This is a genomic window from Microbacterium sp. PAMC21962 (assembly GCF_019443465.1).
In the GTDB taxonomy this organism is placed as follows: Bacteria; Actinomycetota; Actinomycetes; order Actinomycetales; family Microbacteriaceae; genus Microbacterium; species Microbacterium hominis.
On record NZ_CP080381.1, the window covers coordinates 292,659 to 316,033 of the forward strand.

The following is a 23,375-nucleotide window of genomic DNA, read 5'->3' on the forward strand; positions in this document are numbered from 1 at the left end:
CGGTGCGTCAAGGCAGCAGGGGGATGAGCTCGCGCAGATCGACGGGCCCGACGACGAGGTCGGCCTGGCGCCGCACGGCGGGCTTCGCGTTGAACGCGACGCCGAGCCCGGCCGCCGCCATCATCTGCAGGTCGTTCGCGCCGTCGCCGACGGCGATCGTGCGGTGGAGGGCGACACCGGATGCCGCGGCCCACTCGCGCAGCGCGGACGCCTTGCCGGCGGCATCCACGATCTCGCCGTCGACCAGCCCGGAAAGGGCCCCGCCGTCGACCGCGAGGCGATTGGCGCGCCAGACGTCGATCCCCAACGCCGGGGCGACGGTGTCGAGGATCTCGTGGAATCCGCCGGACACGACCGCGGCCCGCCCGCCGCGCCGGTGGATCGCCGTGACCAGCTCGGCGGCCCCCGCCGTCGGCTCGACCCGGGCCCGCACCCGATCGAAGGCGCTCAGCGGCACGCCGCGCAACGCCTGCACACGCGAGCGCAGGCTCGTCGCGAAGTCGACCTCGCCGCGCATCGCCGCCTCGGTCGCGGCAGCCACCTCGGCGCCGCGGCCCGCCTCGTCGGCGATGAGCTCGATGACCTCGTTGCGCAGCAGGGTGGAATCGGCGTCGAACACGACGAGGAAACGGGCGTCAGGCACCCGTCCAACCTAGCGGTCCGTCAGCGGGCGACGTACGCGTTCTTGCCCACCACCGTGATGCCGCTGTCGGTCACCGTGAAGCCGCGCGAGAGGTCGAACGCACGGTCGACACCGACCGTCGCGCCCGGCTCGAGCACGACGTTCTTGTCGAGGATCGCGCGATGCACGCGCGCCCCGGCGCCGACCTGGACGTGATCGAACAGCACCGAGTCGGTGATGGTCGATCCCCCTCCCGACAGCGTCCACGGACCCACGACGGAGCGTTCCAGGTGCGTCCCCGAGAGCACGGAGCCGAGCGAGACGATCGAGTCGATCGCATTGCCCATGCGGCCGACGCCGTCGCGGACGAACTTGGCGGGCGGGGAGTTCACGGACTGCGAGTGGATCGGCCAGTCGACGTTGTAGAGGTTGAAGATCGGCAGCGTCGAGATGAGATCCATGTGGGCGTCGAAGAACGAGTCGATCGTGCCCACGTCGCGCCAGTAGTCGCGATCGCGATCGGTCGAGCCGGGGACGTCGTTGCGCTTGAAGTCGTACACGGCGGCCTCACCGCGCCCCACGAAGTAGGGGATGATGTCGCCGCCCATGTCGTGGTTCGACCCGGGCAGCTCGCCGTCCGCCTCGACGGCCGCGATGAGCGCGTCGGCGTCGAAGATGTAGTTGCCCATCGACGCGAGCACCTCGTGGGGGGCGTCGGAGAGCCCCGTGGGGTTCTGGGGCTTCTCCAGGAAGTCACGGATCGTGATGTTGTCCGTCGGGTCGAGGTCGATGACGCCGAACTGGTTGGCGAGCCCGATCGGCTGACGGATGCCGGCGACCGTCGCCTTGGCGCCGGACTCGATGTGGGCCGCGAGCATCTGCTCGAAATCCATCCGGTACACGTGGTCGGCGCCGATGACCACGACGATGTCGGGCTTCTCGTCGTGGATGAGGTTCAGCGACTGCAGGATGGCGTCGGCCGAGCCGGAGAACCAGCGTTTGCCGAGGCGCTGCTGGGCCGGCACCGAAGCCACGTACGAGTTGAGCAGCGCCGACATGCGCCAGGTCTGGGAGACGTGGCGGTCGAGGCTGTGCGACTTGTACTGCGTGAGCACGACGATCTGGCGCAGACCCGAGTTGATGAGATTCGAGATGGCGAAGTCGATCAGGCGGTACTGGCCGCCGAAGGGCACCGCGGGTTTGGCTCTGTCCTCCGTGAGAGGCATGAGGCGCTTTCCCTCGCCCCCGGCGAGGATGATTCCGAAGACCTTCGGCGCTGCAGGCATGCCACCACACTAGGCCCCCGTTCGCCCTTGTACTAGCGTTCGTGACATGCGCGTCGACATCGTCACCAAGGAGTACCCGCCGGAGATCTACGGGGGAGCCGGGGTCCACGTCACCGAGCTGGTCAAGGCCCTGCGCGTAGGGGTCGAGGTGCAGGTGCGGGCGTTCGGCGCCGACCGCGACGAAGCGGACACGACGGCCTACGGCGTGCCCGCCGAGCTGGCCGCGGCCAACCCCGCGGTGCAGACGCTCGGAACCGACCTGGAGATCGTCGGCGACGTCGCCGGGGCGGACGTCGTCCACTCCCACACCTGGTACGCCAACTTCGCGGGACACATCGCCTCGCTGCTGCACGGCATCCCGCACGTCATCACGGCGCACTCCCTCGAGCCGCTGCGTCCCTGGAAGGCGGAGCAGCTGGGCGGGGGCTACGCGGTGTCGAGCTACGTCGAGAAGACCGCCTACGAGAACGCCGCCGCCGTGGTCGCCGTCAGCGACGGCATGCGTCGCGACATCCTGCGCAGCTACCCGGCGCTGGACCCCGCCAAGGTGCGCGTCATCTACAACGGCATCGACGTGGAGGCCTGGCATCCGCAGCAGGACGACGCCCTCCTCGAGCGCTACGGCATCGACCCGAACCGGCCTTCGGTCGTCTTCGTCGGTCGCATCACGCGCCAGAAGGGCCTGCCGTACTTCCTGCGCGCCGCCACGCGCCTGCCCGCCGACGTGCAGATCGTCCTCTGCGCGGGAGCGCCCGACACCCCCCAGATCATGGCCGAGGTCGAGGGCCTCGTCCGCGAGCTGCAGGCCCAGCGCGACGGCGTCGTGTGGATCGACGAGTTCCTGCAGCGCGATCAGCTCTGCGCGATCCTCACGTCGGCCACGACCTTCGTCTGCCCGAGCGTGTACGAGCCGCTGGGCATCGTCAATCTGGAGGCGATGGCGTGCGGAGCCGCCGTGGTCGGCACCGCGACCGGCGGCATCCCGGAGGTCGTGGTGGACGGTGTCACGGGCCGTCTCGTGCCGATCGAGCAGGTGCAGGACGGGACGGGCACACCGGTGGATCCCGAGCGCTTCGTGGCCGACCTCGCGGACGTGCTCACCGAGGTCGTCTCGGACCCCGAGCGTGCCCGCGCGTACGGGGCGGCCGGGCGCGAGCGTGCCGCGAGCGCCTTCAGCTGGCAGGCGATCGCCGAGGCGACCGAGGCCCTGTATCGGGAGGTGTCGGGGCGCGTCGGCTGAGGCGAAGACCCGGCGCGTGCCGCCCGGCGCGCGAGGGCACTCCCGATAGGCTGGGAGCATGCCCCAGGTGCTCGAGTTCCTCGATGTCGTCGTCCGCCGCAACGCCCGCAACATCATCGATCACATCGACTGGGCGGTCTCGGACGACCAGCGCTGGGTGGTGCTCGGGCCCAACGGAGCCGGCAAGACGACCATCCTGCAGCTCGCGGCGACGCTGATCCACCCCACCTCGGGCGAGGTGACCATCCTCGACGAGCGCCTGGGCCGCACCGATGTGTTCGACCTGCGCCCGCGCATCGGCTTCGCCTCGTCGGCGATGGCGCGTCGCGTGCCGCCCGAGGAGACCGTGCTGGATGTCGTGCTGACCGCGGCGTTCTCGGTGCTGGGCCGCTGGAACGAGACCTACGAGACCATCGACGAGCGCCGCGCGCGTCGCGTGCTGGCGGAGTGGAAGCTCGAGCATCTCGCCGAGCGCACGTTCGGCACGCTCTCCGACGGAGAGCAGAAGCGCGTGCAGATCGCCCGCGCGGTCATGACCGATCCGGAGCTGCTGCTGCTCGACGAGCCGACGGCGAGCCTCGATCTCGGGGCCCGGGAGGAGCTGCTCGGGCTGCTCAGCGGCTACGCCCTGGCGCCCACGACGCCCGCGATGGTCATGGTCACCCACCACGTCGAGGAGATCCCTGTCGGGTTCACGCACGTGCTGCTGCTGCGCGAGGGGACCGCGGTCGCCGCCGGCCCGCTGGCGGAGACGCTCACCGAGGAGAACCTGTCGGCGACCTTCGGCATGCCGATCGCCCTCACGTCGGAGGCCGGACGCTTCGCCGCGCGGGCCACCGGCGGCGCCTGAAACATCCCCGTTCCCGCCGGGTGCGGGCTGCTGGTATGATCGATCCTTGGTGCATTCGCACCGCAGACTTCCCTCGCCCTGGCAAAATCCAGGGCACCACGTAAGGAAACCCATGAAGACTGACATCCACCCCGAGTACAAGGCGGTCGTTTTCCGCGACCTCGGCTCCGGCGAGACCTTCCTCACCCGTTCGACGGTGTCGAGCGACAAGACGATCGAGCTCGACGGCGAGACCTATCCCGTCATCGACGTCGAGATCTCCTCCGCCTCGCACCCGTTCTACACGGGCAAGCAGCGCATCATGGACTCGGCCGGTCGCGTCGAGAAGTTCAACCAGCGCTTCAAGAACTTCGGCGGCTCGAGCAAGTAAGCCCGGTCCCGCGAGACAGCCCCGCTTCGGCGGGGCTGTCGTCGTTTCGGGGCGACCTCGCCTCCGCCGTCAGCGGATCGGCCAGCTGCCGTCGACGCGGTCCTCGGGGTCGAGCCGTCCGATGCGGATGAAGTACTCCGTGAGGCTGTCGGCCTGAGCGCGTGCCCACCCGATCTGTCGGGTGTGAAGCTCGTCGAGCGCGGCGTCGATCGCATAGCGCCGCGCGAGCGCCTGAGCGACCCGCCCGGCGGCGATCGCGTCTGCGGACGCGTCGTGGGCGCCGACCAGGGGAACCGCGTAGTGCGCCGCGACGGCCTCGAGCGTGCGCTTGCCCTTGCGGAAGCGATCGTGCGCTTTGTCGAGCACGAGCGGATCGATCACGGCCGAGGGGTCGAGGATGGGCGGGATGCCGTGGCGCAGCGCCTCGTACTTCAGCAGCGAGAAGTCGAACGGCGCGTTGTAGGCCACGACCGGGATGCCCGCGTCCAGCAGTTCCCGCAGCGCGGCGACGACCGCGGCGACGACCTGCGCCGCCGGAGCACCGTGCTCCCGGGCGTGCGCGGTCGTGATGCCGTGCACCGCCGTCGCCCCGTCGGGGATCGGCACTCCCGGATCGGCCAGCCACGACTGCGCCCGGACCGCCGCGCCGTCGGCGTCGAGCAGGCCGACGTGGGCCGTGACGATGCGGTCGGTCGTGACGTCGATGCCGGTCGTCTCCAGATCGAACACGCCGAGGGCATCCACCCATCTCGGCGGTCGCACGGGGGTGGTCTCGACGGTGGAGACGTCGTCCTCCCAGAGCGGGACGGCCTGCCACTGTTCCATGCCTCCGACGGTATGCGCCGGTTCCGACACCGGCGTGCAGGCACGCGGAGGAGGACGGTCGCGGCGTCGGTCGCGGGGCGCCCCTCCTAGACTTCAAGGGTGACCGTCGACTCTCCCTACGCCGAGGCCCTCGCCGCCGTGCCCGTGTCGCGGCGCGAGATCGAGATCGACGGCGCCGTGACCGCGTACTGGGAGTACGGGCCCGCCGACGCCCCGGTCACGATGGTGGCCGTCCACGGCTATCGCGGCGACCACCACGGCCTGGAGCCCGTCGTCGCCTTCCTTCCGAGCGTCCGGGTGATCTCTCCCGACCTTCCGGGGTTCGGGGAGAGCGTGCCGGTCCCCGGTGCGGTGCACACCCTCGACACGTATGCCCGATGGCTGCGCGCGTTCGTCGCCGCGGTGGCGCCCGGGGCCGTGATCCTCGGGCACTCGTTCGGTTCCATCGTCGTTGCCGCCGCCGTGGCGGCAGGGCTCCCGACGCCGCGCGTGATCCTGGTCAACCCGATCGGCGCGCCCGCGCTGGAGGGCCCCCGCGGCATCCTCACCCGCCTGGCGGTGTTCTACTACTGGGCCGGGGCCCGCCTGCCGAAGCGTCTCGGCGACGCACTGCTGCGCAACCGCGTCATCGTGCGGGTCATGAGCGTGTCGATGGCGAAGACGCGTGAGCCCGCGCTGCGCCGCTTCATCCACGACCAGCACGACACGTACTTCTCGCTCTTCCACGACCGCGACGTGCTGCACGACGGCTTCGTCGCGTCGGTGTCCAACGACGTGCGTCGTTTCGCACCTGCCATCGCGCAACCCACGCTCCTGATCGCGGCGGAGAAGGACGACATCACGCCCATCGAGGCGGAACGCCACCTGCAGACGCTCTTCCCGGACGCCCGGCTCGTGGAGATCCCCGCCGTCGGCCACCTCATCCACTACGAGACGCCGCGCGAGGCGGCGGCGGCGATCATGCGCTTTCTCGGGCCTTCCGGCGACGGTACGCGTTGACGTTCATGCGGTTCCCGCAGTTGCCGGTGTCGCAGTAGAGCTTGGAGCCGTTCTTCGAGAAGTCGACGTAGACCGAGTCGCAGTCGTCCGCCGCGCACACCCGCACCCGCTTCCACTCGTCCGAGCGGATGACGTCGACGAACGCCATCGCCGACTCGACCAGCATGCGCATCGCCAGGGGGGCGTCGGGCTCGGTGGCGTGGATGTGCCAGTCGAATTCGTCGTGGATCACGAGCTGCGGAAGCGCCCGCCCGTCGCGGAGCATCGCGTTGACGAGGGGCACCGCGCCGTCGCGGTCGGTGGCCCAGAGCTCACGCAGACGCCGCCGGTTCGCGCGCACGGCGTCGAGCTCGGCGTCGTCGCGTCGGAAGCTGCCCGTGTAGGAGAACTCCGACAGGTAGGCGTCGAGATCCTCCTGCGTCCGCAGGCGGTCGAGGCCTGCACCGTCGGTTTCGGGGAGGGTGTTGACGAGGGCCGCCGCGGCGCGCAGCGACATCTCGGTGTCATGGATGAAAACCACGTTGACTCCTGACCTCGGTGGGCGCTAGTGTCACCAGTGTAATTGCTGTTGAGTCCTGACAGTCCTCCTGCTCGATCCGAAGGAACGCCGGTGTCACGCACCGCTCCACCCGCCCGCACCGCAGGCATCGTCATGGCCGTCTTCTCCGCGCTGGCGTTCTCGTCGAGCGGCCCTCTGGTCAAGCCGCTCCTCGAGGCGGGCTGGTCGCTGTCGGCGGCGCTCGTCGTGCGCATGGGGCTCGCCGGCCTCATCCTGTCGCCCGCGCTCGTGCGCGCGATGCGCCGCGAGCGCGGCTTCGTCCGCCGCCACGGGCTCTCCCTCCTGGCGTTCGGCCTGATCCCGGTGCTGGGCTGCCAGCTGCTGTTCTTCTCGGCGATGCAGCGGATGCCGGTGGCCGTCGCGCTGCTGATCCAATACCTCGCACCCGTTCTGCTCGTCGGCTTCGTGTGGCTGCGCACGCGCCGGGCCCCCTCGCGGCTCGTCATGATCGGTTCGGTCGTCGCGATCGTCGGTCTCGTGCTCGTGGTCGACATCGCCGGCGCGCGTTTCGACCTGCTCGGCACGCTCCTCGCGCTCGGAGCGGCGGTGTGCGTGTGCGTGTACTTCGTCATGAGCGAGCGCACCGGCGACGGCCTGCCGCCGCTGGCCCTCGCCGCCGGAGGGCTGCTCGTCGGCGCCGTGGTGATGGCGCTGCTGGGCGCCACGGGGGCCATGCCGTTCGCCGCGCCGCCGGTGTCGGTGACCTTCCGCGGCGTCGAGGTGCCCGGCATCCTGGCCCTGCTGTGGGTCGGGGCGGTGGGGACGACGCTCGGCTACGCGCTGGGCGTCATGGCGGTGCCGCGTGTGGGCTCGCGGCTGGCCTCGTTCATCGGTCTCAGCGAAGTGCTCTTCGCGCTCGGCTTCGCCTGGCTCCTGCTCGGGGAGGCTCCCTCCGCGGTGCAGATCTTCGGCGGTGCGCTGCTGCTGGCGGGAGTCGTCCTGGTGCGGATGGATGCGCGCGAGGCCGATGCCGTCGGCGTCGCCGCCGACGCCGTGCTGCCCGTGCCCGTGGTGCCGCTGCCGGCGGACGCCCTCCGTCCCGACGTCGTGCCGGTGGACGCGTCGCCGGTGGACGCGAGCGCGCTCAGCGCGTCGCGTCGTCGCGAGCCGATTCCAGGAGCGGCCGGATCCGATAGCCGATGACCTCGCCCATGACGAGGGAGGTCTCGGTGCGCTCCACCCCGTCGATCTCGAGGATGCGCGCGTCGACGTCGAACAGGTGCTGGGTGTCGCGCGCCGCGACCCGCACGAGCAGATCGACCTGACCGCTCATGCCGTAGGCCTGCACGACCTCCGGGATGCTCGCGATCGCATGGGTGATCCGCGGCAGTTCCGCCTGCCGCACGGTGACGCTCACCATGGCCTCGATGGGCAGGCCCAGGGCGACCGGGGGGATCGCGCGTTCGAAGGACTGGAAGACGCCGCCGCGCTCCAGGCGGGCCAAGCGCGCCTGGACGGTGTTGCGGGACAGACCCAGGCGTTCGGCGAGGGCCACCACGGTGGCGCGATGGTCATCGGCGAGCGCATTCAGGAGGTCGAGGTCGACGCGGTCCAGAGGTCCCATAGTGCCCAACTCTACCAGGGGCCTTCGGGTCGGTCTGCGCAACATGCTCAGGCCACGGGTGAATGCTTGAGCTAGGTGCCAGACGGACGTAGCCTTCCAGGCAACCGGCGACGAGGCCGGCCCGGGCGGCGGTCGCTCTCCACGAGAGAGCGGCACGGCCAGAGAGGGATGACGACGATGTACACCCTGACCACAGACGAAGCGATGACGGCGCTGGACGACACGGCGCGACTTCTCACCCCCGAGGGGCGACGCGTCGCCGACCCCCGCCTCGACCCGTGGGTGCAAGATCTGGACGCCGCCGCGCTGCGCGCCCTGTACCGCGACATGGCGATCGTCCGTCGGATGGATGCCGAAGGCGTCGCCCTCCAGCGCCAGGGTCATCTGGGACTCTGGGCTCCGGCCCAGGGCCAGGAGGCGATCCAGGTCGGCACGGCACGCGCCTGCCGGGAGGACGACTTCCTGTTCCCGAGCTACCGCGAGGTGGGCGTGACGATCGTGCGCGGCGGCCCTCCGGCCGATCTCGTGCTCGCGTGGCGCGGTGAGGTGCATTCGACCTACGACCCCTTCGAGCTGAACCTCGCGACGCCGCAGATCATCATCGGCGCGCAGACCCTGCACGCCGTCGGGTACGCCATGGGCGTGCAGCGCGACGGCGGCGACCAGGTCGCCGTGGCCTATTTCGGCGACGGTGCGACCAGCCAGGGCGACGTGAACGAGGCGATGGTCTTCGCATCGTCCTTCGGCGCGCCGGTCGTCTTCGTCTGCTCGAACAACCAGTGGGCGATCTCCGAGCCGGTGACGGTGCAGTCGCGGTTCCCGATCGCCGGTCGCGCACCCGGCTTCGGCATCCCGAGCATGCGGGTCGACGGCAACGACGTGATCGCGTGCACGGCCGCCATGCGGTGGGCCCTCGACCACGCCCGCCGGGGGGAGGGCCCGGTGTTCCTGGAGGCCGTGACCTACCGGATGGGCCCCCACACGACCTCGGACGACCCGACCCGCTATCGCGAACGCGACGAGGTGGAGCGGTGGCGCGCCCGTGACCCGCTGACCCGGTTGGAAGCGCTGCTGCGCAGCACCGGCGACCTCGACGACGCGGCGCTCGCCGCGATCTCGCAGGAGGCGGACGCGCTGACGGGAGCCATGCGGGAGGCCGTGCTGACGGCGGTCACCCGCCCGCCGCTGGCCGTCCTCGACGACGTCTACGCGGAACCGCACAGCGGGCTGTCACGTCAGCGCCAGCGCTTCGCGGCCTACCTCGACTCGTTCGCCGACGGCGATGCGGAGGTGTCCCGATGACGCAGCTGACGATGGGCAAGGCGCTGACCGCGGGGCTGCACCGCGCCATGACGGACGATGACCGTCTGATCGTGATGGGGGAGGACATCGGTCGCCTCGGCGGCGTGTTCCGCATCACCGACGGCCTCCTCGGCGAGTTCGGGCCGAAGCGCGTGATCGACACCCCGCTCGCCGAGTCCGGGATCGTCGGCACCGCCGTCGGCCTGGCCATGCGCGGTTTCCGCCCGGTCGTGGAGATCCAATTCGACGGCTTCGTCTACCCCGCGTTCGACCAGATCGTGTGCCAGGTCGCGAAGCTGCACTATCGCACGCGCGGCCGCGTGAAGATGCCCCTGACGATCCGCATCCCCTGGGCGGGCGGTGTCGGTGCGGCGGAGCACCACTCCGAGTCGCCCGAGGCGTACTTCGTCCACACGGCGGGCCTCCGCGTCGTGGCCGTCTCGAATCCGCAGGACGCGTACACCGTCCTGCAGCAGGCCATCGCGTGCGACGATCCGGTCGTCTTCTTCGAGCCCAAGCGCCTCTACCACTCCAAGGGCGAGGTCGACCTGGACGCCGACGTCGCCGACGCGGCGCCGATGGGGCTGGCCCGCGTCGTCCGCGACGGCACCGACGTCACGATCGTGACCTACGGGGCGCAGGTCGCCACGGCGATGGATGCCGCCGTCGCGGCCGAGGACGAGGGCATCTCGATCGAGGTGATCGATCTGCGGTCGCTGTCGCCGGTCGACTACCGCACGGTGGGAGCGTCGGTGCGCAAGACGGGACGGCTCGTCGTGACCCACGAGGCCGGCGGGGAGGCCGGGGTGGGCGCCGAGATCGTGGCGAGCGTCACGGAGCAGTGCTTCCACTACCTGGAGGCTCCGCCGCAGCGGGTGACGGGTCACGACATCCCGTATCCGCCCGCGAAGCTGGAGAAGCATCACATCCCCGACCTCGACCGCATCCTCGATGCCGTCGACCGCGTCCTCGACCGCCCCCACAGCCTGACGGGGGTGGAGCTGTGATCGCGGAGTTCCGGCTGCCCGACCTCGGGGAAGGGCTTCCCGAGGCGGAGATCGTGCAGTGGCTCGTCGCTCAGGGCGACGAGGTGGCGCTCAACCAGCCGATCGCCGAGGTCGAGACCGCGAAGGCCATCGTCGAGCTGCCGTCGCCGTTCGCGGGCACGGTCAGCACCCTCCATGCCGAAGCGGGAGACGTCGTCGAGGTCGGAGCGCCGCTGATCGCCTTCCAGGTGGCGGGGGCGGAATCCTCGGAGGATGCTGCCGCCAGCGCCGCACCCGCCGCACCCGCCGCACCCGGCGGGACGTCCGCGGCCGCCGGCGCGCAGGACCCGTCCGAGGCGCCGGCCGAGGCCGCCGTGCCGAACCTCGTGGGCTACGGCGCAGCGCCCCGGGGTACCGCGCGCCCGCAACGCCGCCGGCGCATCGGCGGCGGTGCGCCCTCGAGCGCCCGCTCGACCGCCGCGACGGCGGCCGAGCGCGTCCTCACGGATGCCCCGCACGATGTCGTCGCCCCCGCGGCGCAGGAGCTGCGGCCGGAACGACCGCGCTCGACGCCCCCGGTGCGCGCGTATGCGCGAGAGCTCGGCATCGACCTCGCCCTCGTCGAGGCCTCCGGCGTCACCGACATCATCCGCCGCGAGGACGTCGACAGATTCGCCGCAACGCTGGACGATCGCGCGCCCGGTGCGCACGAGGCTCCGGCCGACACCGCCGCGGCGAGCGGCGACGCCCCGCGGGAGACGCGGATCCCCATCCGCGGGGTGCGTAAGCACACGGCGGCCGCGATGGTGCGCAGCGCCTTCACCGCTCCGCACGTGACGACCTTCCTGGAGGTCGACGTCACGGAGACCACCCGGTTCGTGCAGAGCCTCCGGTCCGATCGTCGTCTGGAGGGTCACCGCATCGGGATCATGGCGGTGGCGGCGAAGGCCGTGTGCCTCGCGCTGCGCGCCGAGCCGACGCTCAACTCGTCGTGGGACGAGGCCGCCGGGGAGATCGTCCAGTACGGCTACGTCCACCTGGGGATCGCCGCGGCGACCGAGCGCGGCCTCGTCGTGCCGCACGTGCCCGACGCGGACCGGCTCTCGCTCGTCGACCTCGCGGACGAGATCGGCCGCCTCGCCGAGACCGCGCGCGCCGGCCGGACGACACCGGCCGCGCTGAGCGGCGGGACGTTCTCGATCACGAACTTCGGCGTCTTCGGCATCGATGCGGGCACACCGATCCTCAATCCCGGTGAGGCGGGCATCCTGGGGCTCGGTTCGGTGCGGCGGCGACCGTGGGAGCACGAGGGGGCGATCGTGCTGCGCGACCTCATGACCCTGAGCCTGTCGTTCGATCACCGGTTGGTCGACGGCGAGCAGGCGTCGCGGTTCCTGACGATCGTCGGCGACGTCCTCCGCGAGCCCGCCCGCGCCATGCTGCTGGGCTGACGCGGGGGAGAGGTCACCGGGCGGCGAGTGCGGCGTAGGCCATGTCGGCCAGCACGTCGCGCAGCATCCCGTCGTCGCCGGCATCCACCGCCGCGTCGCGCCGGGTGCGCACGGCGTAGGGCGTCGAGTTGATGAGACCGAACCCCGCGTGCGCGCGGACGCGGAGCTCCGGCTCGGTGAGGTCGGGGTGGACGGCGTGCAGTACGCCGACCCACAGCTCGACGTACTCTCGCTGGAGCCGGCGCACCTCGTGGCGGTCCTCCTCGCTCAGGCGGGCGAGATCGCGGTCGTGCACGCGGATGACGTCGGCGCCGCGGACGGCGAACTGGACATGGAAGTCGACGAGGTCGCGCAGCGACCGGTCGGGTCCGTGTCCGGCGTCGATGACGCGGCGCCCGCCCGTGAGCAGATCGTCGCTGGCGCGCAGGAGGATGGCGCCGAGCAGGGCGCGCTTGCTGTCGAAGTGGCGGTAGACGGCGGGCCCGGTGATGCCGACGGCGGTGCCGAGGTCTTCCAGGCTCACACCGTCGAAACCGTGCTCGGCGAACAGGCGGGCGGCGGCCTGCAGCAGGGAGTCGGCGCGCTGGGCCTTGGCTCGCTCGCGCGAGGTGCGCGATGCCGCAGAACGCGTTGTCATTCCAGTTAATCCTCGCTAACCTGGACCTGTGGGTTAGTGCACACTAACCCACCCGCTCGCCCGCGCGCCACGAGATTGCGGGAGGCGTTATGCGACCGCGACATCGAAGGGGATGCCATGGCGATTCTGGATCCGTACGACCACGGACTGACCGACGAGGAGCGCGAGCTCGCGCGGATGGCGCGCGCCTTCGCGGATGAACGGGTCGCCCCGCAGGCCTACGAGGCCGACCGCACCAAGACCCTCCCCCTCGGGATCGTCGCCGAGATGGGGGAGATGGGACTGTTCGGTCTGCCATTTCCGGAAGAGGTCGGCGGTCAGGGCGGCACCTACCTCGCGCTGGGGCTCGCGATCGAGGCGCTGGGGCGGGTTGACCAGTCGATCGCCATCACGCTCGAGGCCGGCGTGAGCCTCGGGGCGATGCCGATCCACCGCTTCGGCACCGACGCCCAGCGCGCCGAACTGCTTCCCGACCTGCTCGCCGGTCGCGCGCTGGCGGGGTTCGGCCTGACCGAGCCCGAGGCGGGATCGGATGCCGGGGCCACCCGTACGACCGCGCGGCGCGACGGTGACGAATGGGTCATCGACGGGGCGAAGCAGTTCATCACGAACTCGGGCACCGCGATCACCCGCTTCGTCACGGTCACCGCCGTCACAGGCGTCGAGGACGGGCGCAAGGAGATCTCGACGATCATCGTCCCCTCCGGCACGCCCGGCTTCACCGTGGGTCCCGCCTACGACAAGGTCGGGTGGCATGCCTCCGACACCCACCCGCTCAGCTTCGACGGCGCGCGGGTGCCCGCCGAGAACCTCCTCGGCGAGCGGGGACGCGGGTTCGCGAACTTCCTCAGCATCCTCGACGAGGGCCGGATCGCGATCGCCGCTCTCGCCACCGGAGCCGCGGAAGGATGCCTGGAGGCGGCCCTCGACTACGCCGGCAGTCGCATCGTGTTCGGCGAACGGCTGGGGACGCGCCAGTCGATCCAGTTCACGCTGGCGAGGATGCAGCAGCGCGTGCACCTGTCGCGGCTGGCCTGGCTGCACGCCGCACGGCTGCGCGACGCGGGGCGCCCGTTCGCGTCGGCGGCGGCGCTCGCGAAGCTGACCGCCGGCGACGCGGCGATGGACAATGCGCGCGACGCGACGCAGATCTTCGGCGGCAACGGGTTCATGAACGAGTACCCGGTGGCGCGTCACTACCGCGACGCGAAGATCCTCGAGATCGGGGAGGGGACGACGGAGGTGCAGCTGCTCGTGATCGCCCGCGCGCTGGGACTGACCGCGCTGCCGCCGGTCGCGGCCGGCCCGGTAGCGTGAACGCATGACCGCCGCTTTCGACCTCGGACCTGCGCTGCTGTTCTGCCCGGCCGACCGCCCGGAGCGCCACGCGAAGGCCCTCGAGCGCGCCGACGCGGTGATCCTCGACCTCGAGGACGCCGTGGCTCCGGCGGACAAGGTCGCCGCGCGGGTGGCGCTCATCGACTCGCATCTCGACCCCGACCGCGTCATCGTCCGCGTCAACCCGCTGGACTCGCGCGAGATCGCCTCCGACCTCGCGACGCTGTCGCAGACCGACTACCGGCGCGTGATGGTCGCAAAGGCGGAGTCCGCCCCCGCGATCGCACGTCTGGATCCGCGGTTCGAGGTCATCGCCCTGTGCGAGACGGCCCGTGGTGTCGCCGCCGTCGAGCAGATCGCGGCGCAGGACCGGGTCGTCGCGGTGATGTGGGGCGCGGAGGATCTCGTCGCGTCACTCGGCGGCACGTCCAGTCGCACCCCGAAGGGCAAGTACCGCGACGTCGCCCGCGTCGCTCGGGCACGGGTGCTGCTCGCCGCCGGCGCGGCCGGCATCGCCGCGATCGACGCGGTGCATCTCGACATCGCCGACGAGAAGGGGCTGTCACGCGAGGCGAGGGATGCCGCGGCCAGCGGGTTCGCCGCGACGGCGTGCATCCATCCCGCGCAGGTCGAGACGATCCGGGCGGCCTACCGGCCCGACGACGACGCGCTCGCCTGGGCGCGCGGCGTGCTGGCGGCCGCCGAGGGCGAAGGCGGGGTGTTCCGCTACCGCGGACGCATGATCGATGAGCCCGTGCTCCGCCATGCGCGCACGGTCGTCGCCCGCGGCGCCTGAGCCCGCGGCATCCGCTCAGCCGACCGGGACGGCCGCGTAGGAGCGGACGCTGAGGCGGTCGCGCTCGAGCAGGAACGTGTGCGTCGAGGCGTTGGCCAGACGCTCGCCCTCGTGCGGGAAGGCGCCCGCCGACGCGTGACGGATCACCTCGCGGATGAGGGCGCCGTGCGAGACCATGACGAGCGTCGGTCCGAGCGGCGCGGTCGCCCGGCGGGCGTCGCGGACGGCCCGCTGCAGACCGGCGAGCGCGCGCTGGCGCACCTGGGCCCAACTTTCGGCGTCGGGAACCTCCGCCTGTGCCCACTCGCCCCAACGCTCACGGAACTCGTCGACGCCCGCACCCTCGGCGACGCCGTACGAGCGCTCGCGGAGCTGCCGGTAGGCGCGCGGTGCGGCGACGCCGAGCGTCGAGGCGATGATCTGCGCGGTCTCGGCCGCGCGGGACAGATCGCTGGATGCGACCACGACGGGTCCGACGCCCTCGAGCTCCTCTCGGAGCCGCTCGGCGACCTCGCGCGCCTGGGCGCGTCCCGTGTCGTTGAGCGGGATGTCGGTCGATCCCTGGATGCGGCGCGCCGCGTTCCAGTCGGTCTCGCCGTGGCGCACGAGGATGAGAGTCGTCACCCATCGAGCCTATGCGAGCGGGGAAGCCTCAGCGCACGTCGGGCAGGGCGTGCGCGAGCGCCCGGAGCACCTCGGAGGTGCCGGCGTCGATCTTGACGCTCGCGTGCACGTCGCCGCGCGTCTGTCCGCGATTGACGATCACGACGGGGAGCCGCCGGCGCCGGGCGCGCTCCAGCAGGCGGATGCCGGAGTTGACGACGAGTGACGACCCGGCGACGACGAGTGCCTCGCTGGTCTGGACCAGCTGCTCGGCCTCCGAGAACTTCACGAGCGGGATGTACTCGCCGAAGAAGACGACGTCGGGCTTGAGCATGCCTCCGCAGACGCTGCAGTCGGGGACGACGAAGCCATCGCTCGTGGACGGCAGCACGTCGCCGTCGGGCCCCAGCTCGACCGCGTCGGGAACCGTGATCCATGGGTTGTCCGCCTCGACCCGCGCCGCGAGGTCGCGGCGGTCGAACACCTGACCGCAGTGGGTGCACAGCACGCGTCGCATCGTCCCGTGCAACTCGACGACCCGGCGGCTGCCGGCGCGCACGTGCAGGCCGTCGACGTTCTGCGTGATGACGCCGTTCGCGACGCCCCGCTCCTCCAAATCGGCGAGGGCGCGGTGGCCGGCATTGGGCTGTGCGGCGGCGAATGCGCGCCACCCGAGGTGACTGCCCACCCAGTACCGGCGTCGCGACGCGTCGCTCGAGAGGAACTGCTGAGCGGTCATGGGGGTGCGCGTGGGAGCCCCCTTGCCGCGGTAGTCGGGGATGCCCGAATCGGTGGAGACCCCGGCGCCGGTGAGCACGGCGATGCGACGGCCGGCCAGCGCGTCCACGGCGCGGCGGACCGCCGCGGTGGTCTCGGGGTCGAGCTCGGGAGCAGCCCCGGACGTGCGATCGAGAACCGTCGACATGGCGTCCTCCCTCCCTCAGACCTACCCCGAGCCTACGCGCCCCGCTTTTCGCGGAGGTTACAGCGGGGTGGGGGAGTGCGCGCGGGCGCGGTCGGGCGTGACAGCATGGGCGGATGCCTGTCGTTCGTATCGACGACCCCGCCGATGACCGTCTCGCCGACTACCGCGATCTCACGGACGTCGCGCTGCGTCGTGTGCTGGAGCCGGCCGGAGGGCTCTACATCGCCGAGTCGGCGAAGGTGATCGCGCGCGCCGTCGCCGCGGGACATCGTCCGCGGTCCGTCCTCGTGCAGCAGAAGTGGCTCGATGACGCGCTGCCGCTCGCCGGCGACGCCCCCGTGTACCTGGTCGACGACGACGTGGCGGAGCGACTGACCGGGTACACGGTGCACCGCGGTGCGCTCGCGGCGATGCACCGGCCCGCGCTGCCGAGCGTGGCCGAGGTGGTCGCCGGCGCGCGCCTCGTGCTGGTGCTGGAGGACATCGTCGATCACACCAACGTCGGCGCCGCGTTCCGCGCGGCGGCCGGGCTCGGCGCGGATGCCGTGCTGGTGACGCCGCGCTGCGCGGATCCGCTCTATCGGCGCAGTGTGCGGGTGAGCATGGGCACGGTGTTCCAGGTGCCGTGGACGCGGCTTCCGGACGAGGCGGACGGCGGGTGGACCGCCGGGCGCGCCCTCCTGCACGACGCCGGACTGCACCTCGCAGCTCTCGCGCTCGCCGACGACGCGGTCGGGCTCGACGCGTTCGTCGCCGCCCGCCCGCCGCAGGTCGCGCTGCTCATGGGCGCCGAAGGAGACGGCCTGTCGCGGCGTGCGCTCGCCGCGGCCGACACCGTCGTCACGATCCCGATGGCCGGCGGCGTCGACTCGCTCAATGTCGCATCTGCCGCCGCCGTCGCCCTGTGGGCGCTGCGGTAGAGCGGCGGCGAGCAGCCGCTCGGATCAGACCTGCTCGCCCGGTGCCGCGGTGCGGTCGCGCCCGGGGGCTTCGACGGTCACCGGCAGGGGCTCGGGGCGCTTGGCGGTGATGTTGTCGCCCGACGACTGGTGGCGCAGGCGCCGCAGCACCCACGGCACGAAGTGCGTGCGCGCCCAGACGAGGTCGTTCGTCCGGGCGGCGCGCCAGGTCAGACGCGGCAGCGGGTCGGGCTGCATGGGCTGCAGGTCGTTGGGCACGTTGAGGGCGCGCAGCACCATCCGGGCGATCTCGTGGTGGCCGAGCGCGTTGTAGTGCAGGCGGTCGTCGTCGAAGAAGCGCATGTCCTGCACCTCTTTGAGCGCCCACTGGTCGGCGACGATGCAGTCGTAGCGGTCGGCGATCGCGCGGATGTTCTCGTTGTAGATCGCCACTCGTCCGCGGATGCCGCGGAACACCGGTGTGAACTCCGTGTCGACCCCCGTGAAGACGACGAGCGTCGCGCCCTGCGAGCTCAGGCGCGCCACGGCGTCCTCGAACTGCTGCGCCACGGCATCCGGATCGCCGCCCGGGCGGATCACGTCGTTGCCGCCCGCGGAGAACGTGATCAGGTCGGGGCTGAGGGCGAGCGCCGGCTCGACCTGGTCGGCGATGATCTGGGCGATCAGCTTTCCCCGCACCGCGAGGTTCGCGTACGCGAAATCGTCGACCTGCGCGGCGAGGACCTCCGCGACCCGGTCCGCCCAGCCGCGGTGGCCGTCGACCGTGCCCGGGATGGGGTCGCCGATGCCCTCGGTGAACGAGTCGCCGATCGACACCATCCGGCGCCACGGGTGCGCGCTCTCGTTGGGGACGTACGGTGAGCGGTGGTCGTCGGGGGTGGGCTCGTTCCTGCGCATGACTCTCCTGACTCGTGGTCTTCTCCGAGGCTACCGGGGTCGGAGGTCACTGCCGAGGGCGGGCGTGGGGGAGGCGTCGTTTAGGGTGGTCAGTCGTGGACGGGACGGACGAGCGAGGACAGGAGCACTTCGGCAGCTTTGCCGCAGAGCACCTCTCGCCCGCCTTCCCCCAGCGTGCCCCGTGGGGGACGGCCCAGAACCTGCGCGCCTGGCAGGCCGAGGCCCTCGAGGCCTATTTCGCCCAGGACGGCCCCGACGGTGTGGGCGGCGGCCCGCGCGACTTCCTCGCCGCCGCGACGCCCGGCGCCGGAAAGACGACCTTCGCCCTGCGCCTGGCGAGCGAGCTGCTGCGCCGCGGGATCGTGAACCGCCTGGTCGTCGTGGCGCCCACCGAGCACTTGAAGACGCAGTGGGCGGATGCTGCGGCCCGCGTCGGCATCCGTCTCGATCCCCGCTTCACCAACCGCCAGAGCGCCCCGGCGCGCCACTACCACGGCGTGGCGGTGACCTACGCGCAGGTCGCCGTCAAGGCGTCGGTGCACCAGCGGCTGACGATGGATGCCCGCACCCTCGTGATCCTCGACGAGGTGCACCACGGCGGCGACGCGCTGAGCTGGGGCGACGCGCTTCGCGAGGCGTACGGGCGCGCCACGCGCCGGCTCCTGCTGTCGGGCACCCCGTTCCGCAGCGACACGGCTCCCATCCCGTTCGTGGAGTATCACCCGAACGAGAAGGGCATCCGCCTCTCCCGCACGGACTACAACTACGGCTACGGGCGGGCGCTCGCCGACGGCGTGGTGCGTCCGGTGCTCTTCCACGTCTACGCGGGGCAGATGAAGTGGCGGACGAAGGCGGGCGACGAGTACGAGGCCCACCTCGGTCAGGACAACACGAAGGACATCAACGCGCAGGCCTGGCGGACGGCGCTCAACCCCGAGGGCGAGTGGATCTCCGCCGTCCTGCGCTCCGCCGACCGGCGACTCACCGAGGTGCGACAGGACGTGCCGGATGCCGGAGGTCTGGTCATCGCGACCGACCAGACGGCGGCGCGCGCCTATGCGGCGATCCTCCGCGACATCACGGGAGAGCCGACGACCGTCGTGCTGTCCGACGACAAGGCGGCGTCGGGCCGGATCGAGACCTTCGCGACCTCGACGTCGCGGTGGATGGTGGCCGTCCGCATGGTGTCGGAAGGCGTCGACGTTCCGCGGCTCGCCGTCGGCGTCTATGCGACGAGCGCCTCGACACCGCTCTTCTTCGCCCAGGCGATCGGTCGTTTCGTCCGCGCCCGCCGGCGGGGTGAAGCGGCATCCGTGTTCTTGCCGAACGTGCCGCCGCTGCTCGCCCTGGCGAACGAGATGGAGCGTGAGCGCGACCACGCCCTCGACCGCGAGGAATCGGACGACGACGGTCTCGAGGACACCCTGCTCGAGGAGGCCGAACGAGAGGACAAGGCCTCGGACGCGCTGATCGAGGAGGGCAGCTATCAGGCCCTCGGCTCGGTGGCGCACTTCGACCGGGTGCTCTACGACGGCAAGGAGTTCGGGCAGCTCGCGGTACCGGGCACCCTCGAGGAGGAGGAGTTCCTGGGCCTTCCGGGCCTGCTCGAACCCGAGCACGTCCACGAGCTGCTGATGCAGCGGCAGTCCCGCCAGAGTCGTCACCGTCGCGCCCGTGAGGCGAAGGAGGGCGCGGTCGCCACCGACAGCACGGATGCGGGCGAGGCGTCCCTTCCGCCCGCCCTCCACCGCACGCTGCGCGAACAGCGCCAGCTGCTGAACAGTCTCGTCGGCCTCTACGCCCGCCAGAGCGGCGAGCCGCACGGCGCCGTGCACGCCGAGCTGCGACGGGTGTGCGGGGGACCGGAGGTGGCCCGCGCCACCGTCGCGCAGCTGCAGGCCCGCATCGAGGTCCTCCGCGCCCGCGTCCGGTCCTGACATCGCACCACGCCGACACCGGCGCGCGTACACTCGCGCCCATGCGCCGCGGCTACGACTTCACCTCGCGATGGGTGGTCCCGGCATCCGTCGAGCGGTGCTGGGCGCTGTGCGAGCAGAGTCTCGTCTCGGGCGAGGTGCCGTGGTGGCCTTCCGTGCGGATCGTGCCCGGGGCGCGCGCTCCCGCCGTCGGAGACGTGCGGCATCTGGAGGTGCGCAGTCCCTGGGGCTACCGTCTGCGGGTCGCCCTGACGGTCACGGAGGTGCGACCCCCGCACCTGCTCGCCGCGACCAGCACGGGCGATCTGGTCGGCATCGGGCGGCTCGCCATCGCGGCGCGGCCGGGATCGCCCGCAGACGGCGCCGCGCTCACCTGGATCTGGCGGGTCGAGCTCACGCGGCGATGGATGCGCCTCGCCGCTCCCGTGCTGCGCCCCGCGTTCGTCGCCGCGCACCGTCTGGTCATGCGCCGCGGTGAGCGGGGGCTGAGGGCTGCGCTCGCCGGTGCTTCGGAGATCCGAAATCCTGACAATACCGGCGTGAGCGGTCGGCGCCGCCGCCGTCGACGGTACCGTGAAGCCCCGTGAGCCCGACCCCGAAACCCACGCAGAGAGACCGGCGCCGCTGGGCGCGCTATCTCGCCGACGAGCGTGCCGAGGCGCAGGTCTATCGCGCCTTGGCCGCACGGCGCGAGGGGGAGGAGCGTGAGATCCTGCTCGCGCTCGCCGAGGCGGAAGGACGACACGAGGCGCACTGGCTCGAACTGCTCGGCGGGGAGCCCGTCCGCCTTCCCGCACCCGGGTTCGGCTCGCGCGTGCTCGGGTGGATGGCCCGCCGATTCGGGTCGATCTTCGTGCTCGCCCTCGCCCAGAACGCGGAGGGACGATCGCCCTACGACAGCGAGCCGTTCGCGACCGCGCGGATGGTCGCCGACGAGAAGATCCACCGCGAGGTGGTCCGTGGGCTCGCGGCTCGCGGGCGACGCCGGCTGTCCGGCACCTTCCGCGCCGCCGTCTTCGGCGCCAACGACGGACTCGTCTCGAACCTCGCCCTCGTGATGGGCATCGGGGCGACCGGCGTCGGCGCGCAGTTCGTGCTGTTCAGCGGGATCGCGGGACTTCTCGCGGGCGCGCTGTCGATGGGCGCCGGCGAGTACGTCTCGGTGCGCTCGCAACGCGAGCTGCTCGACGCGACCGAGCCCAGCGGATACGCCGATCACGTGCTCCCCGATCTGGACCTCGACGCCAACGAGCTCGCTCTCGTCTACCGCACCCGCGGCATGGACGAGCAGGAGGCGCACGATCTCGCACGCCGCGTCGTCGAGACGGCGCACGCCGCGGACCGCGGCGAGCCCTACCGTCTGCCGCGGGCCGCCGGTGCCGACCACGAGGTCGTGGGCAGTGCGCTCGGCGCGGCCGGGTCGAGCTTCCTCTTCTTCGCGTCCGGTGCGATCATCCCCGTGCTGCCGTGGATCTTCGGGTTGAGCGGCCTGCCCGCGGTCGCCGTCGCGCTGCTGCTGGTCGGCACGGCGCTCACCGCGACGGGCGCGATGGTCGGGCTGCTGTCGGGCGCGCCGCCGCTGCGTCGCGGGCTCCGCCAGCTCGCGATCGGGTTCGGAGCGGCCGCCGTGACCTACCTGCTCGGTCTGCTGTTCGGCGTGTCGGCGGGCTGAGCGCGACCTCGATTCCACGTCTGGCGTCGGATCTGGTACTGTCGATCTTCGGTTGCGAAACCGAAAACCACCTGCGCGGGTGGCGGAATAGGTAGACGCGCTAGCTTGAGGTGCTAGTGCCCGTATAGGGCGTGGGGGTTCAAGTCCCCCCTCGCGCACAGAGAGAAGAAGGTCCCGTCAGGGGCCTTTTTCTTTTGCACCGATGGATGCCGGGGCGAGGTCCCGTGTCCTCGTGTGTCACCGCGCGGAGGCCCCCTCCCGATCGCAGTACCGTGGTGAGCATGTCCGCATCCGAGCTGCCTGAGACCGAGCTGCCCGAGGTCGTCGCCGTCGCGCGCGATCTGATCCGCTTCGACACCACCAACTTCGGCGAGGGGCGCTCGCACGGCGAACGCGAGGCCGCGGAGTACGTCGGGGCCTACCTCGAAGGTCTCGGACTCCGCCCGGAGTACTACGAGCCCATCCCGCGCCGCACCAACCTCAGCGTGCGGGTGCCGGGACGCAATCGCGACAAGCCCGCCCTCGTCCTGCACGGCCACCTCGACGTGGTCCCCGCCGTCGCCGACGACTGGAGCGTCGACCCGTTCGGCGGCGTGATCAGGGACGGGATGCTGTGGGGGCGCGGTGCCGTCGACATGAAGGACATGGACGCGATGATCCTCACCTCTGTCGCCGAGCTCCTGAGAGCGGGGGAGCAGCCGGAGCGCGACCTGATCCTCACGTTCTTCGCCGACGAGGAGAACGGCGGGGTGGAGGGCTCGCAGCTGGTCGTGCGGGATCGGCCGCACTGGTTCGACGGCGCCACGGAGGCCATCAGCGAGGTCGGCGGCTACTCGATCCCGGTGGGCGAGCAGCGCGCCTATCTGCTGCAGGTGGGGGAGAAGGCCCTCGTGTGGCTCCGGCTGCGCGCTCGCGGCACCGCCGGCCACGGCAGCCGCTTCCACCCGGACAACGCCGTGACGAGGCTGTCCGAGGCCGTCGCCGCCCTCGGCCGGTCGGTCTGGCCGCTCGAGCTCACCGCCACCACGCGCCAGACCGTCGACGGTCTCGCGGCCCTGTGCGGCGTCGACCCCGCCGATCCGGATGCCGTGGCGGACGCGACCGGCGCGGCATCCGGTTTCCTGCGTTCCACCTTCCGCACGACGACGAACCCCACGGGTCTCGTCGCGGGATACAAGCACAACGTCATCCCGGATGCCGCGGTCGCCACGATCGACGTGCGCACGCTCCCGGGCCAGGAGGAGCGGGTGCTCGCGGAGATCCAGCGCATCGTGGGCGACGACATCGAGGTCGAGATCTCGCATCGCGACATCGGGCTCGAGGTGCCCTTCCGCGGAGAGCTCGTGGAGGCGATGGTCGGGGCGCTCGAGCGGCACGATCCGGGGGTTCCGGTGCTGCCCTACCTGATGGGCGGCGGCACCGACAACAAGGCCCTCGCCGAGCTCGGCATCGCCGGATACGGGTTTGCGCCGCTGCGGCTTCCCACGGATCTCGATTTCACCGGTATGTTCCACGGTGTGGACGAACGCGTCCCCATCGACGCGTTGGTCTTCGGGCAGCGCGTGCTCACCGATCTGATCCGCACGTACTGAAAGG

General features: G+C 71.6%; 24 protein-coding genes and 1 tRNA gene. 16 read left to right on the forward strand and 9 right to left on the reverse strand.

All coding sequences use genetic code 11. The annotated features are described in order from the left end of the window. Nucleotides 1-7 precede the first annotated feature (7 nt). Both serB and glgC read right to left on the reverse strand, forming a co-directional pair. The gene (gene serB / locus KY498_RS01380) at nt 8-643 is read right to left on the reverse strand and encodes a phosphoserine phosphatase SerB (RefSeq protein WP_191008663.1); all 636 of its coding nucleotides are present in this window, start codon (nt 641-643) and stop codon (nt 8-10) included. A gap of 20 nt (nt 644-663) precedes the next feature. Continuing rightward, entirely contained in the window at nt 664-1,908 is a 1,245-nt protein-coding gene (glgC, locus tag KY498_RS01385) for a glucose-1-phosphate adenylyltransferase (RefSeq protein ID WP_060958675.1), read from the reverse strand. Between the two features lie 46 nt (nt 1,909-1,954). Here glgC and glgA point away from each other — a divergent pair, with 46 nt between their 5' ends. From glgA to KY498_RS01400, 3 genes are all read left to right on the forward strand, one after another. Further along, nucleotides 1,955-3,148 carry a glycogen synthase gene (gene glgA / locus KY498_RS01390; RefSeq protein ID WP_060958674.1) on the forward strand — a complete coding sequence of 398 codons (1,194 nt, stop codon included), beginning with the start codon at nt 1,955-1,957 and terminating at the stop codon, nt 3,146-3,148. Between the two features lie 58 nt (nt 3,149-3,206). Then, nucleotides 3,207-3,998, forward strand: coding sequence for an ABC transporter ATP-binding protein (locus KY498_RS01395; protein ID WP_060958673.1), 792 nt, complete (start codon nt 3,207-3,209; stop codon nt 3,996-3,998). A 112-nt stretch (nt 3,999-4,110) separates the two neighbouring features. Then, nucleotides 4,111-4,368 carry a type B 50S ribosomal protein L31 gene (locus KY498_RS01400; protein ID WP_060958672.1) on the forward strand — a complete coding sequence of 86 codons (258 nt, stop codon included), beginning with the start codon at nt 4,111-4,113 and terminating at the stop codon, nt 4,366-4,368. Between the two features lie 69 nt (nt 4,369-4,437). Here the strand turns inward: KY498_RS01400 and KY498_RS01405 are convergent, their stop codons facing one another. Further along, nucleotides 4,438-5,193: an exonuclease domain-containing protein gene (locus KY498_RS01405; protein WP_219879429.1), complete on the reverse strand. Its 756-nt coding sequence runs from the start codon at nt 5,191-5,193 to the stop codon at nt 4,438-4,440. A 99-nt stretch (nt 5,194-5,292) separates the two neighbouring features. On the opposite strand from KY498_RS01405, the gene KY498_RS01410 reads away from it, so the two are divergent. Further along, entirely contained in the window at nt 5,293-6,192 is a 900-nt protein-coding gene (locus KY498_RS01410) for an alpha/beta fold hydrolase (RefSeq protein WP_191008661.1), read from the forward strand. Here KY498_RS01410 and KY498_RS01415 read toward each other — a convergent pair. Then, nucleotides 6,152-6,712, reverse strand: a complete 561-nt coding sequence (locus tag KY498_RS01415) for a CGNR zinc finger domain-containing protein (protein ID WP_191008660.1) — start codon at nt 6,710-6,712, stop codon at nt 6,152-6,154. The two genes, KY498_RS01410 and KY498_RS01415, sit on opposite strands and share 41 nt — an antisense overlap. A 90-nt stretch (nt 6,713-6,802) precedes the next feature. Between KY498_RS01415 and KY498_RS01420 the strand changes: the two genes are divergently transcribed. Further along, nucleotides 6,803-7,894 (forward strand): DMT family transporter, encoded by a 1,092-nt coding sequence (locus KY498_RS01420; protein WP_223848939.1) that lies wholly within the window; start codon nt 6,803-6,805, stop codon nt 7,892-7,894. Here the strand turns inward: KY498_RS01420 and KY498_RS01425 are convergent. Further along, on the reverse strand, nt 7,836-8,315 hold the full coding sequence (locus KY498_RS01425; protein ID WP_060958667.1) for an Lrp/AsnC family transcriptional regulator: 480 nt from the start codon (nt 8,313-8,315) through the stop codon (nt 7,836-7,838). The genes KY498_RS01420 and KY498_RS01425 overlap by 59 nt on opposite strands. Nucleotides 8,316-8,492: 177 nt before the next feature. On the opposite strand from KY498_RS01425, the gene pdhA reads away from it, so the two are divergent. Genes pdhA through KY498_RS01440 form a run of 3 tightly spaced genes read left to right on the forward strand, consistent with a single transcriptional unit; the run spans nt 8,493 to nt 12,054 of the window. Then, complete coding sequence (pdhA, locus tag KY498_RS01430) at nt 8,493-9,617, forward strand: pyruvate dehydrogenase (acetyl-transferring) E1 component subunit alpha (RefSeq protein WP_375140946.1); 1,125 nt, start codon at nt 8,493-8,495, stop codon at nt 9,615-9,617. Next, complete coding sequence (locus KY498_RS01435; RefSeq protein ID WP_191008658.1) at nt 9,614-10,624, forward strand: alpha-ketoacid dehydrogenase subunit beta; 1,011 nt, start codon at nt 9,614-9,616, stop codon at nt 10,622-10,624. Before pdhA ends, KY498_RS01435 begins: the two co-directional genes overlap by 4 nt. Further along, complete coding sequence (locus KY498_RS01440) at nt 10,621-12,054, forward strand: dihydrolipoamide acetyltransferase family protein (protein WP_191008657.1); 1,434 nt, start codon at nt 10,621-10,623, stop codon at nt 12,052-12,054. Before KY498_RS01435 ends, KY498_RS01440 begins: the two co-directional genes overlap by 4 nt. Before the next feature lie 13 nt (nt 12,055-12,067). Here KY498_RS01440 and KY498_RS01445 read toward each other — a convergent pair whose 3' ends face one another. Further along, the gene (locus tag KY498_RS01445) at nt 12,068-12,691 is read right to left on the reverse strand and encodes a TetR/AcrR family transcriptional regulator (RefSeq protein WP_101306433.1); all 624 of its coding nucleotides are present in this window, start codon (nt 12,689-12,691) and stop codon (nt 12,068-12,070) included. A 117-nt stretch (nt 12,692-12,808) separates the two neighbouring features. Here KY498_RS01445 and KY498_RS01450 point away from each other — a divergent pair, with 117 nt between their 5' ends. Both KY498_RS01450 and KY498_RS01455 read left to right on the forward strand, forming a co-directional pair. Continuing rightward, nucleotides 12,809-14,008 (forward strand): acyl-CoA dehydrogenase family protein, encoded by a 1,200-nt coding sequence (locus KY498_RS01450; RefSeq protein WP_191008656.1) that lies wholly within the window; start codon nt 12,809-12,811, stop codon nt 14,006-14,008. Nucleotides 14,009-14,012: 4 nt separating this feature from the next. Continuing rightward, nucleotides 14,013-14,825 carry a CoA ester lyase gene (locus KY498_RS01455; RefSeq protein ID WP_061781729.1) on the forward strand — a complete coding sequence of 271 codons (813 nt, stop codon included), beginning with the start codon at nt 14,013-14,015 and terminating at the stop codon, nt 14,823-14,825. Nucleotides 14,826-14,840: 15 nt separating this feature from the next. On the opposite strand, the gene KY498_RS01460 is transcribed toward KY498_RS01455, so the two are convergent. Then, nucleotides 14,841-15,449, reverse strand: a complete 609-nt coding sequence (locus KY498_RS01460; protein WP_061781730.1) for a histidine phosphatase family protein — start codon at nt 15,447-15,449, stop codon at nt 14,841-14,843. Nucleotides 15,450-15,477: 28 nt separating this feature from the next. Then, nucleotides 15,478-16,353 (reverse strand): Sir2 family NAD-dependent protein deacetylase, encoded by an 876-nt coding sequence (locus KY498_RS01465; protein ID WP_191008655.1) that lies wholly within the window; start codon nt 16,351-16,353, stop codon nt 15,478-15,480. 113 nt (nt 16,354-16,466) lie between these two features. On the opposite strand from KY498_RS01465, the gene KY498_RS01470 reads away from it, so the two are divergent. After that, nucleotides 16,467-17,273 carry an RNA methyltransferase gene (locus tag KY498_RS01470; RefSeq protein WP_191008654.1) on the forward strand — a complete coding sequence of 269 codons (807 nt, stop codon included), beginning with the start codon at nt 16,467-16,469 and terminating at the stop codon, nt 17,271-17,273. A 24-nt stretch (nt 17,274-17,297) separates the two neighbouring features. On the opposite strand, the gene KY498_RS01475 is transcribed toward KY498_RS01470, so the two are convergent. After that, nucleotides 17,298-18,170 (reverse strand): SGNH/GDSL hydrolase family protein, encoded by an 873-nt coding sequence (locus tag KY498_RS01475; protein WP_061781732.1) that lies wholly within the window; start codon nt 18,168-18,170, stop codon nt 17,298-17,300. Between the two features lie 95 nt (nt 18,171-18,265). Here KY498_RS01475 and KY498_RS01480 point away from each other — a divergent pair, with 95 nt between their 5' ends. The 5 genes from KY498_RS01480 (at nt 18,266) to KY498_RS01500 (ending at nt 23,371) form a co-directional block, all read left to right on the forward strand. After that, a complete protein-coding gene (locus KY498_RS01480; RefSeq protein WP_060958659.1) occupies nt 18,266-20,107 on the forward strand; it encodes a DEAD/DEAH box helicase in 1,842 nt (613 codons plus the stop codon). 41 nt (nt 20,108-20,148) lie between these two features. Then, complete coding sequence (locus tag KY498_RS01485) at nt 20,149-20,694, forward strand: hypothetical protein (RefSeq protein ID WP_191008653.1); 546 nt, start codon at nt 20,149-20,151, stop codon at nt 20,692-20,694. Then, nucleotides 20,691-21,779: a VIT1/CCC1 transporter family protein gene (locus KY498_RS01490; RefSeq protein WP_060958657.1), complete on the forward strand. Its 1,089-nt coding sequence runs from the start codon at nt 20,691-20,693 to the stop codon at nt 21,777-21,779. The genes KY498_RS01485 and KY498_RS01490 overlap by 4 nt, the downstream gene beginning before the upstream one ends. A gap of 73 nt (nt 21,780-21,852) precedes the next feature. Beyond that, a tRNA-Leu gene (locus tag KY498_RS01495) sits at nt 21,853-21,937 on the forward strand. 123 nt (nt 21,938-22,060) lie between these two features. Next, nucleotides 22,061-23,371 carry a M20/M25/M40 family metallo-hydrolase gene (locus KY498_RS01500; protein WP_174524647.1) on the forward strand — a complete coding sequence of 437 codons (1,311 nt, stop codon included), beginning with the start codon at nt 22,061-22,063 and terminating at the stop codon, nt 23,369-23,371. The last annotated feature ends 4 nt before the right edge of the window (nt 23,372-23,375 follow it).

What these genes read in the sequence shown, in the direction of transcription:
- glgA (WP_060958674.1), top strand. Translation starts at nt 1,955, where the DNA reads ATGCGCGTCGACATCGTCACCAAGGAGTACCCGCCGGAGATCTACGGG.
- KY498_RS01465 (WP_191008655.1), bottom strand. Translation starts at nt 16,353, where the DNA reads ATGTCGACGGTTCTCGATCGCACGTCCGGGGCTGCTCCCGAGCTCGAC.
- KY498_RS01470 (WP_191008654.1), top strand. Translation starts at nt 16,467, where the DNA reads ATGCCTGTCGTTCGTATCGACGACCCCGCCGATGACCGTCTCGCCGAC.
- KY498_RS01435 (WP_191008658.1), top strand. Translation starts at nt 9,614, where the DNA reads ATGACGCAGCTGACGATGGGCAAGGCGCTGACCGCGGGGCTGCACCGC.
- KY498_RS01485 (WP_191008653.1), top strand. Translation starts at nt 20,149, where the DNA reads ATGCGCCGCGGCTACGACTTCACCTCGCGATGGGTGGTCCCGGCATCC.
- KY498_RS01400 (WP_060958672.1), top strand. Translation starts at nt 4,111, where the DNA reads ATGAAGACTGACATCCACCCCGAGTACAAGGCGGTCGTTTTCCGCGAC.
- KY498_RS01445 (WP_101306433.1), bottom strand. Translation starts at nt 12,691, where the DNA reads ATGACAACGCGTTCTGCGGCATCGCGCACCTCGCGCGAGCGAGCCAAG.
- KY498_RS01395 (WP_060958673.1), top strand. Translation starts at nt 3,207, where the DNA reads ATGCCCCAGGTGCTCGAGTTCCTCGATGTCGTCGTCCGCCGCAACGCC.
- KY498_RS01405 (WP_219879429.1), bottom strand. Translation starts at nt 5,193, where the DNA reads ATGGAACAGTGGCAGGCCGTCCCGCTCTGGGAGGACGACGTCTCCACC.
- KY498_RS01500 (WP_174524647.1), top strand. Translation starts at nt 22,061, where the DNA reads ATGTCCGCATCCGAGCTGCCTGAGACCGAGCTGCCCGAGGTCGTCGCC.
- KY498_RS01450 (WP_191008656.1), top strand. Translation starts at nt 12,809, where the DNA reads ATGGCGATTCTGGATCCGTACGACCACGGACTGACCGACGAGGAGCGC.
- pdhA (WP_375140946.1), top strand. Translation starts at nt 8,493, where the DNA reads ATGTACACCCTGACCACAGACGAAGCGATGACGGCGCTGGACGACACG.
- glgC (WP_060958675.1), bottom strand. Translation starts at nt 1,908, where the DNA reads ATGCCTGCAGCGCCGAAGGTCTTCGGAATCATCCTCGCCGGGGGCGAG.
- KY498_RS01475 (WP_061781732.1), bottom strand. Translation starts at nt 18,170, where the DNA reads ATGCGCAGGAACGAGCCCACCCCCGACGACCACCGCTCACCGTACGTC.
- KY498_RS01425 (WP_060958667.1), bottom strand. Translation starts at nt 8,315, where the DNA reads ATGGGACCTCTGGACCGCGTCGACCTCGACCTCCTGAATGCGCTCGCC.
- KY498_RS01455 (WP_061781729.1), top strand. Translation starts at nt 14,013, where the DNA reads ATGACCGCCGCTTTCGACCTCGGACCTGCGCTGCTGTTCTGCCCGGCC.